Source organism: Longimicrobiaceae bacterium (genome assembly GCA_035696245.1).
Lineage (GTDB): Bacteria > Gemmatimonadota > Gemmatimonadetes > Longimicrobiales > Longimicrobiaceae > DASRQW01.
In genome coordinates, this window is record DASRQW010000261.1 from 1 (window position 1) to 10,341 (window position 10,341).

General features: G+C 67.8%; 7 protein-coding genes. All 7 read left to right on the forward strand.

Annotated elements, in window-relative coordinates:
• Positions 1-194: 194 nt before the first annotated feature.
• A complete protein-coding gene (locus VFE05_12205; protein ID HET6230826.1) occupies positions 195-482 on the forward strand; it encodes a hypothetical protein in 288 nt (95 codons plus the stop codon).
• Between the two features lie 504 nt (positions 483-986).
• Positions 987-4,391, forward strand: coding sequence for a type I restriction-modification system endonuclease (gene hsdR, locus VFE05_12210; protein HET6230827.1), 3,405 nt, complete (start codon positions 987-989; stop codon positions 4,389-4,391).
• 28 nt (positions 4,392-4,419) lie between these two features.
• The gene (locus VFE05_12215; protein ID HET6230828.1) at positions 4,420-5,844 is read left to right on the forward strand and encodes an N-6 DNA methylase; all 1,425 of its coding nucleotides are present in this window, start codon (positions 4,420-4,422) and stop codon (positions 5,842-5,844) included.
• Positions 5,837-7,375 carry a restriction endonuclease subunit S gene (locus VFE05_12220; protein HET6230829.1) on the forward strand — a complete coding sequence of 513 codons (1,539 nt, stop codon included), beginning with the start codon at positions 5,837-5,839 and terminating at the stop codon, positions 7,373-7,375. Before VFE05_12215 ends, VFE05_12220 begins: the two co-directional genes overlap by 8 nt.
• A 71-nt stretch (positions 7,376-7,446) precedes the next feature.
• Positions 7,447-7,686 carry a DUF262 domain-containing protein gene (locus VFE05_12225; protein ID HET6230830.1) on the forward strand — a complete coding sequence of 80 codons (240 nt, stop codon included), beginning with the start codon at positions 7,447-7,449 and terminating at the stop codon, positions 7,684-7,686.
• Positions 7,683-9,266, forward strand: a complete 1,584-nt coding sequence (locus tag VFE05_12230; protein ID HET6230831.1) for a DUF262 domain-containing protein — start codon at positions 7,683-7,685, stop codon at positions 9,264-9,266. The genes VFE05_12225 and VFE05_12230 overlap by 4 nt, the downstream gene beginning before the upstream one ends.
• 238 nt (positions 9,267-9,504) lie before the next feature.
• Positions 9,505-10,341: RecQ family ATP-dependent DNA helicase (locus tag VFE05_12235; GenBank protein ID HET6230832.1), on the forward strand; the 837-nt coding region annotated here is incomplete at its 3' end.

The following is a 10,341-nucleotide window of genomic DNA, read 5'->3' on the forward strand; positions in this document are numbered from 1 at the left end:
CGCGTCGGCTAAGCAGCCAGCGCCCGGCCTCGGCCGGACGTAGCGGAAGGGGCCGCCTCGATCTTCGGATCGGGGCGGCCCTTCTCGCGTCTAGCCCGTTGGACGGCAGAACTTCGGCCGGGAACGCGTGTATCTCCCGCACCTACGCGCTTTCCGTTGCGCCAGGCGCCCGAACCCGCCGCACCCGAGGCCGGATGAAGCCGTACACGCTCGATTTCCAGGATCCGCATTCCGCGTTCGACACCGCGCAGGGCGTGGCGCCTCGCGCGGGCATCTTCCTGCTGGAGGGCCGCTACCACGTGGCGGCCCCCATGACCTCTGCCGAGCGCCGGCTGCTGGACCTGGGCGCCATCGCCGTGGCCACCGTCCGCTTCGATGGCTCGCATCCCGACCAGCGCCCTCTCGATCCTGCCGCGCGCCTCCGTCCGTTACACATGCACGACCTCGCCGCGCGGATGAAGCCGGCGTTCAGCCGCAACTAGCTCCGCGGGTAATGGGGCCGTTGGCACTGACTCGGCGGATCGCTGTGTCCCTCGTCTGTACCGTATCCCCCATCGCCAAGTCGGACCTCACCCGGCGAGTGGAATGATCTCCAGCCGTCGCCGCAGGAGCGCGGGGTCCGGCCTGAGAATGTTTGGGCGCCGTATCGAGATCGTCCTTCCCGCCATCTCCGCCCACCCTACGCGCATCGCTTCCCCCGATCTTGGCGAGGCTGGGAGAGATGAGGATGCGGTAGCCGTCGCTCACGCGCAGTAGGCCCGCGTCGAACAAACGGTGGTGCCAGCGGAGAGAGCAGGCCATTGCTCCCACGGGTCGACGGCGCGCACGTTCTCGGCCAGGGTTCGTGCACTACCCGTACGTGGTCGTTCCGGGCCGACGCGGCGGGCGTGTTGCGCGGATGCCACCGTCGTACGTAACATGCCAGGCCGGAAACATGTTGAGGCCCTCCCGTTTATCTTCCTCTCCGCTTCCCTCTCCGCTTTTCGATGCAGCTCGCCTCCAAGAACTTCGCCTTCCTGGCCCCGCACGACCCGCTCCTGGTGCGGCTGCCGTCCATGGCCGAAGCGTACTCGCACAGCGATCCAAACACCGCACTTTTCAAGCTGCGGCAGTTCGGCGAGGCGCTGCTGCAGCGCGTCGCGGCCGAGGCGGGGCTAAGCCGCGGGTCCGAGACGTCGCAGGCGGCGCTCATCCGGGAGCTGTCGGGCCAGGGAATGCTGCCACGCGAGGTGGCGGAGCTGTGCCACCTGCTGCGTATCTCGGGGAACGAAGCGGTGCACGCGTTTGCCGGCACGACGGGCGAAGTCGTGCACCAGCTGAAGGTTGCTCGGGAGCTGGGGGTGTGGTATCACCGCACCTTCGCGGACCCGGATTTCTCTCCCGGCGCCTTCGTGCGCCCGGTGCCCGCCGCCGATCCCGCCGCCGCGATCGCCGCGCAGCTCGCCATGCTGCGCGAGGAGGTGGAGACCGAGCGGCGGCGGGTGGAAGAGGCCGGCCTGGCCGCGGAGCTGGCGGAAGAGGTGTGCGCAGAGGCCGAGCGCCGGGCGCGCGAGGCGGCCGAGGAGCGCGACACCGCCCTGACGCTCGCCAGCGAGATGGAGCTGCTGCTGGCTGCCGAGCGTGCCCGCATGCAGGCCGACCTCGCCGCGGTACGGCGCCAGGCTGCGGCCGACACGGAGGGGCGGGTGGCCGCTAACCGCAGCCGCGGGTACGCCGCGGCGCGGCGCGTGGAGCTGGACGAGCGGGGCACGCGAGAGAGCATCGACCGGCAGCTTCGCGAAGCGGGGTGGGAAGCGGATTCGGAGCGGCTGCGGTTCTCGGCTGGAGCGCGGCCGGAGGCGGGGAAGAACCGCGCGATCGCCGAGTGGTGGACCGACGACGGGCAGGCAGACTACGTCCTCTTCGCCGGGCTTGTGCCCATCGCCGTAGTGGAGGCCAAGCGCGAGGCGCTGAACGTTCCGGGCGCCATCGAGCAGGCAAAGCGCTATAGCCGCGCGTACGCACCCGGTCCGGAAGAGCGCTCCCCGGGCGGGCCGTGGGAAGCATTCCGCGTACCCTTTCTCTTCGCCACCAACGGGCGCGGCTACTTCGCCCAGGCCGAGACGGAGAGTGGCATCTGGTTCCTGGACGCCCGGCGAACCACCAACCACCCGCGCCCGCTGCAGGGCTGGTACTCGCCGCAAGGGTTGCTGGAACTGCTGGAGCAGGACGTGGGTGCAGCCGAGCAAGCGTTGCACCGGATGCCCACCTCGGACCTGGACCTGCGCGACTACCAGCGGCGGGCGGTGGAGGCCGTGGAAGGGGCGCTGGAAGCCGGCCGCCGTTCCATGATGGTGGCGATGGCCACGGGAACCGGGAAGACGCGCACGGTGGTGGGGCTGGCCTACCGGCTCGTAAAGTCGAAGCGTTTTCGCCGCGTGCTTTTCCTGGTGGATCGCACCGAGCTGGGGAGCCAGGCGCTCGCGCAACTCAAGACCGTGCCCATAGAGCAGGGCCAGCGCTTCGCCGACATCTACGAGGTCAAGGAGCTGGGCGACGTGCGGCCCGAGGGCGACACGCGCCTGCACGTGGCCACTGTGCAGGGCATGATCCAGCGCGTGCTCTTCGGCAGCCCGGCCGGCGCGCTGCCGGTGGACGCGTACGACTGCATCGTGGTGGACGAGTGCCATCGCGGCTACTCGCTGGATCGCGAGATGAGCGACGTGGAGATGTCGTTCCGCAGCGAGGACGACTACGTCTCCAAGTACCGCCGCCTCATCGAGCACTTCGACGCCGTACGCATCGGGCTCACGGCCACGCCTGCGCTGCACACCACGCAGATCTTCGGGGAGCCGGTGTTCCGCTACACGTACCGCGAGGCGGTGGTGGACGGCTACCTGGTGGACCACGAGGCGCCCACCCGCATCGTCACGGCGCTGGCGGAGGACGGCATCACGTGGAAGGTGGGAGATACCGTGCAGGTGTACGACGCGGCACGCGCCCAGATCGACGTCTTCCAGACCCCCGACGAGATCCGGGTGGACGTGGAAGAGTTCAACCGGCGCGTGATGACCGATAGCTTCAATCGCGTGGTCTGCGGTGAGCTGGCGCGGCAGATCGACCCGCACATGCCCGGCAAGACGCTCGTGTTCTGCGTGAACGACCGGCACGCGGACAAGGTGGTGGCGCAGCTCAAGCGCGCCTTCGCGGAGGTGTACGGCGAGGTGCGCGACGACGCGGTGGTGAAGATCACCGGCAGCGTGGAGCGGCCCGGCGAGCGGATCCGCCGCTTCCGCAACGAGCGGCTACCGGCGGTGGCGGTCACCGTGGACCTGCTCACCACCGGCGTGGACGTGCCCGCCATCGTCAACCTCGTCTTCCTGCGCCGGGTACGCAGCCGCATCCTGTACGAGCAGATGATGGGGCGCGCCACCCGCCTGGCGCCCGGCCTGTACGGCCCCGGCGAGGACAAGGCGCTCTTCCGCATATTCGACGCGGTTGACCTGTACGCGGCGCTCCAGCCCTACTCCGAGATGACGCCGGTGGTGGTGGACCCCGCCATCCCGTTCGAGCAGCTCGCGCGCGAGCTGGTGGAGTTGGACGACGACCCGCGCCGCGCCCTTGTGCGCGACCAGCTCGTGGCCAAGCTGCGGCGCGTGGCCGCGCGCATGGACGGCGAGCCGGCCGACGAGGTGGAGCGCGTGACGGGGCTGCGCCCCAAGCCGCTGGCCGACCACCTCGCCCGCCTGCCGCCTGCCGAGGCTGCCGCGTTCTTCGCGGAGCGGCCCGACCTGGGGCCGGTGCTGGACGCGCGCGGGCACCGCGGCCGCGGGGCGCCGCTGCTGATCTCGGAGCACGAGGACCGCGTGCGGCGTGTGGAGCACGGCTACGGCAACGGCCAGCGGCCCGGCGACTACCTGGACGGGTTCGCGGAGTACGTGCGCACGCACATCAACGAGGTTCCCGCGCTCACGGTGGTCCTCCAGCGCCCGCGCGAGCTCACGCGCAAGCAGCTCCGCGACCTGGCGCTCGCGTTGGGCGAGGTGGGATATTCCGAGGCTGCGCTGCGCACCGCCTGGCGCGACGCACGCAGCCAGGACGTGGCCGCGGGCATCGTGGGCTACGTGCGCTCGCTGGCGCTGGGCGAGCCGCTGGAGCCGTACGAAGACCGGGTGCGCCGCGCCGTGCAGCGCATCCGCGACCGGCGCACGCTGGACTACAAGCAGCTCGAGTGGCTGCGGCGGATCGCCAAACAGATGGTGCGCGACACCGTTGTGGACCGCGCCGCCATGGACTCCGCCCCCGTGTTCGTGGACAGCGGCGGGTTCAGGCACATCGACCGGGTGTTCGGCGGCCATCTCGAAGAGGTGCTGGGCGACCTGCACGACGAGGTCTGGCGCCAGTCGGCCTGACATCTTCCCAACTATGCGAAGCGACGGAATGACCACGCAGGAGATCGTCCAGAAGCTGTGGGGCCTGTGCCACGTACTGCGCGACGACGGCATCACCTATCACCAGTACGTCAACGAGCTGACGTACCTGCTCTTCCTCAAGATGGCCGCCGAGACGGGCGCCGAAGCCGACCAGCTCCCCGACGGCTGGCGCTGGCGCGACCTGGAGGCGCGCGACGGGCTGGACCTGCTCCAGTTCTACCGCGAGCTCCTGGTGCACCTGGGCGGTGCCGGCTCGCCGCGCGTGCGTGCCATCTTCTCGGGCGCGTCCACGTCGCTGCGGCAGCCGCGCAACCTGCGCAAGCTGGTGGATAGCATAGACGAGCTGGACTGGTACAGCGCCCGCCAGGAGGGGCTGGGCGACATGTACGAGGGCCTGCTGGAGAAGAACGCCACTGAGCAGAAGTCCGGCGCCGGCCAGTACTTCACGCCGCGCGTGCTCATCGAGAGCATGGTGGCGTGCGTGAAGCCGCGCGCGGGCGAGGTCATCCAAGACCCGGCGGCAGGCACCGGTGGCTTCCTGATCGTGGCCAACGCGGCGATCGACTCGTTCGACCTTTCCGAGAAGGAGCAGCGCTTTCAGAAGGAGGAGGCGTTCTGGGGGATGGAGCTGGTGCCCGACGCGCACCGGCTGCTGCTGATGAACGCCATGCTGCACGGCATCGAGGGGCACCTGGAGCTGGGCGACACCCTGGCGCCCGAGGGTGCGCGCCTGCCCAAGGCGGACGTGATCCTCACCAACCCGCCGTTCGGCACCAAGAAGGGCGGGGGGATGCCCACGCGCGACGACATCACCTACCCCACCAGCAACAAGCAGCTTGTCTTCCTGCAGCACATCTACCGCGGGCTGCTGCCGGGCGGGCGCGCGGCGGTGGTGCTGCCGGACAACGTGCTGTTCGAGGAGGGCACGGGCACCCGCATACGCGCCGACCTGATGGACAAGTGCGACCTGCACACGGTGCTGCGGCTGCCCACGGGCATCTTCTACGCGCAGGGGGTGAAGACGAACGTGCTCTTCTTCACGCGCGGGCGGTCCGACATGGGCAACACGCGCGCGACGTGGTTCTACGACCTGCGCACCAACATGCCTTCGTTCGGCAAGCGCACGCCGCTGACCCGCGCGCACTTCGCCCCGTTCGAAGCGGCGTACGGCGACGACCCGCACGGCCGCTCGCCCCGCACCGACGAGGGCGCCGAGGGCCGCTTCCGCTGCTTCACTCGCGACGAGATCGCGCGCCGCGGCGATAACCTGGACGTCACCTGGCTGCGCGACGAGAGCGCGGGCCGGCACGAGGAGCTGCCCGAGCCCGACGTGATCGCCGCGGAGATCACCGCCAAGCTCCTGGAAGCACTGGCGGAGATGGAAGCGCTGAACGTGCTGCTCGCGCCCGACGAGGTACTGGCCGGTGGCTGATACTTCCGAGGTGCTGCCGGCGGGGTGGGCCAGGGTGCGAATCGACGAGCTGTGCGACATCAATCCCAAGCACGGCGCAGACCTCGCGGACGACGTGGAAGTCTCTTTCGTGCCGATGGCGGCCGTCAGCGATGTGGCGGGCGAGATCACGGAACCGGAGACGCGCAGGCTGGGTGACGTGCGCCGGGGCTATACGCATTTCAGCGATGGGGATGTGCTCTGGGCGAAGATCACGCCCTGCATGGAGAACGGGAAATCTGCGGTCGCACGTGGACTAGTGAACGGTGTCGGGTGCGGAACCACGGAGTTCTTCGTTTTGAGGTCGCACGGGGCCGTCGTACCGGAATTCCTACACCAGTTCATGCGTCAACAGAGCTATCGGGACGCGGCTCGGGGTACAATGCAGAGCGGTGTGGGACAGGCTCGCGTACCCAAGAATTTCATAGAGGCGACTATCCTCGATCTTCCACCGCTTGCCGAGCAGAGGCGGATTCTTGCGAGGATTGCCCAACTGCGTTCGCGCAGCCACAGCGCGAGAGATGCGCTCGATGTAATCCCAACGTTGCTGAACCAGTTCCGGCAGTCGGTGCTCGCCGCTGCGTTTCGTGGGGATTTAACGGATGGCTGGCGTGCGACCACACCTCAAGAATCCGGATCCGTTTTCCTGGACGAGATTCGTGCCGCCCGCAGAGATGCGTGGAGCAGAGCGGGGCGCGTCAAGCGGGGCCAAGCGAACGGCATCCACGATCACTCACTAACGCAGTATAAAGAACCTCCCTCGACCGATTCGAGCACTCTCCCCCGGTTGCCGGCCTCGTGGACGTGGGCTACGGCTACAGAACTCTCTTCGGCGGTTTATCCGCTGTCTTACGGTGTTGTACAACCTGGGCACGAAGTAGAAGAAGGAGTCTCCCTACTGCGAGTCTGCGATATTGGGGAGAACGGCGAGATCGCAGTTGACGGGATGCGGAAAATCGACGCGAGTGTCGATGATGAACACCGCCGTACCCGTCTCCGCGGGGGCGAGATCGTGATGTCTTTGGTCGGCACGATCGGCCGCACCGCGATCGTGCCGGAAGCCTTGCGGGGCGGGAACATCGCACGTGCAATAGCGCGCATCGAGCCGAGCACCCTCGTTCCGGCGCGGTGGATTGCACGGTTCCTTCAAAGTCCCGCCATGCAGGAATGGCTGAATCGCGAGTCGAGAGAGGTCGCGCGCAAGACTCTCAACCTAGGCACGCTCGCGTCGGCTCCGATCCCCCTGGCGCCGCCCGCTGAGATGAAGGAGATACTGCGCAAGTTAGACGAGTTGCTCGCAAAGCACGCGGAGGTCACGCAACTCCTCATGTCTCAAGCAGCGGAGATAGATCGCGTGGAGAGCGCGATTCTCGACAAAGCATTTCGCGGCGAGCTGGTGCCGCAGGACTCCGACGATGAGCCTGCGTCGGTGCTGCTGGAGCGGATTCGCGCGGAGCGTGCAGCTGCGCCGGCCAAGCAGCGGCGGGGCGTGCGGGCGCGGGCGAGGCGGTGAGTGCGTAGGACGAAGCATGGAGCCGGGACTGACCCTTGGATGGCGTTTCCCCTTCAGATGAGACGGTATTGATGAATGCGATCAAGCAAACGCTGGGCAGGATCTTCGGTCAGTCGCTGCGGCTGGTCGCGCCGGTGTTCCAGCGGCCGTACGTGTGGAAGAAGGAAGCGAACTGGCAGCCCATATGGGACGCGGTCACCGACGTTGCCGAGCGCAGGCTGGCCGGAGACAACGTCCGCCCGCACTTCCTGGGAGCGGTGGTGCTCGACCAGCTCCGTACCCCACCGGCAACCCTGACCACCGCCAGGTGATCGACGGCCAGCAGCGCATGACCACGCTGCAGGTGGCGCTCGCCGCCGTCCGCGACCTATGCGTGGGCCCCGCCGAGGCGTATCACGAGTCATGGCACCGGCTCACGCAGAACCACGTGATCTTCGGCGGCGGTGGGGCCGACGAGCCATTCAAGGTGTGGCCCACCATGGTGGACCGCGACCACTTCCGCCACGCCATGACTGCGGGCTCCGCGGCAGAGCTTACCCGCCTCTACGCATCGCCCGAGTTGCTGGACCATAAGGACCATCTCATCCCCCAAGCGTACCTGTACTTTTCTGAGCAGGCGGCCACGTGGCTGGGCGACTTGGCCGGCGTAGAGCTCGGCGACCGCATGAAGGCGCTCTACACCGCCGTCAACAACGACCTGCACGTGGTCGTCATCGATCTGGAGTCGGACGACGACGCGCAGCTCATCTTCCAGACGCTCAACGCATTGGGCGCCCCCCTCCTGCCCGGCGATCTGGTCAAAAATTACCTCTTCCACCAAGCCGAAGCGCAGGGGCTGAACGCAGAGGAGCTGCATGCGGACTTCTGGCGGCCCATCGACGACGAGGCGCTCTTCTGGCGCGAAGAGGTGCGCCAGGGCCGGTTGACACGGCCCAAGATCGACCTGTTCTTCCAGCACTTCCTCACGCTTCGGACGCGCGAGGACGTGGGCGCGACGCACCTTTTCCCTGCCTTCCGCGAGTTCGCCGAGAAGCGGCCCGACCTCTCGCCCAAGCAGCATCTGGCCGACATCCGCACCTTCTCCCGCATCTACAAGCGTTTCGAGGAGTTCCCGCGCACGTCCCCCGAAGGCGTCTTCTTCTACCGGTTGGAGCAGCTCGACACCACCACCGTGCTCCCGCTGCTTCTGGAGATCTTCCGCCGGCTCGACACCGTGGAGCTTCGCCCCCAGTTGCTCCGCGTTCTCGCGGACGTCGAATCTTTCCTCGTGAGGCGCTCCGTCTGCTGCCTTACCACGAAGGCGTACAACCGGATCTTCCTCGACATCCTCCAGGCTCTCGACACTGAGGTCTCCGCGACTGCCGACAGCTTGCGCGAGTTGCTCCTCCGCAGCGACGCTCCCACCAACCGCTGGCCCGACGACGGCGAGTTCAGCAGCGCGCTGCTCGACGCACCACTCTACACCGTGCTCGTCCGCAAGCGTCTCAGGATGCTGCTCGAAGCGCTAGAGATGGGCATTCGCACCGCGAAATCGGAAGTCGTCGCCCTGCCTTCGGACCTCACGGTCGAGCACCTGATGCCGCAGAGCTGGAAGGAGCACTGGCCGCTGCCCAATGTGGAGCCTCATGACAAAGAGGCGAGCAGCCGTGAGCGCTTCGTCCACACCCTAGGCAATCTGACGTTGCTTACAAGGAAGCTGAACCCCAGCGTCTCGAACGCGGCCTGGGCATCCAAGCGTGAGGCCATTTTCGAGCACAGCGGCCTGATGATGAACCGGCAGCTGTACACGTTTTCCGAATGGCACGAGGGAGCGATCCTTCAACGGGGAATCGACCTAACGAAAGTGGCGCTGACCTTGTGGCCTCGTCCCACGGTAGGGGTGGCGACGTAACGGGACGGCTGGACTGGGCTATGTCTGTCGGACGAGCAGGAGATGCGGGGCGGCCATCGAAGGTGACCGCCCCCGCACTTTTTTGCACCCAAGTGGCAGGAACCGTAGCAACCGGGTAGGTTTCGGGAGTTTTCCGGGTGTTGTGCACTCCGTATTCTTTGTGGCCTCTGCGCACCCTTCGCGCCGTCGCCAGAAGAACCGGCAAGGCGCATCACCCGAGCTCCAGGAGCCCCATTCCGTGCCGACCGTGCTCACACCACCCATCCAAGACGTGGACCTGCTGCTGCGCGAGCACTTCGGGCTGCCGCGCTTCCGCCCCGGCCAGCGTCGCGTGATCGACGCGTTGCTCGGCCAGGGCAACGCGCTGGCCGTGTTCCCCACCGGCGGCGGCAAGTCGCTCTGCTACCAGCTTCCCTCGCTCATGTTCGATGGCGTGACGGTGGTGATCTCGCCACTCATTGCGCTGATGAAGGACCAGATCGACTACCTGCGCGGCCGCGGCATCGAGGCGGGGCGGCTGGACAGCTCGCTCACGCGCGAGGAGCATGCGGACGTGGACCGGCGGCTGCGCGCGGGCACGCTCAAGCTGCTGTACGTCGCGCCCGAGCGCTTCAACAACGAGCGCTTCCTGGAGCAGCTCCATCGCACGCGCATCTCCCTGTTCGCGGTAGACGAGGCGCACTGCATCTCCGAGTGGGGCCACAACTTCCGGCCGGACTACCTGAAGCTGGCGGACACGGCTCGCGAGCTGGGGGTGGAGCGCATCCTGGCGCTGACCGCCACCGCCACGCCATCGGTGGTGGACGACATCTGCGCCAGCTTCGGCATCCCCGCCCAGAACGCGGTGGTCACCGGCTTCCACCGCCCCAACCTCTTCCTCTCCACCCATCCCACCGCGGCCGCCCAGCGAGACGGCGTGCTGGTGCACCGCATCCGCAGCCGCCCGCCCGGCGCAGGCATCGTCTACGTGACGCTGCAGAAGACGGCCGAGCGGGTCGCCAAGGTGCTGGCGGATGCGGGCCTGCCGGCGCGCGCCTACCACGCGGGGATGGACACGGAGGCGCGCACGGAGGTG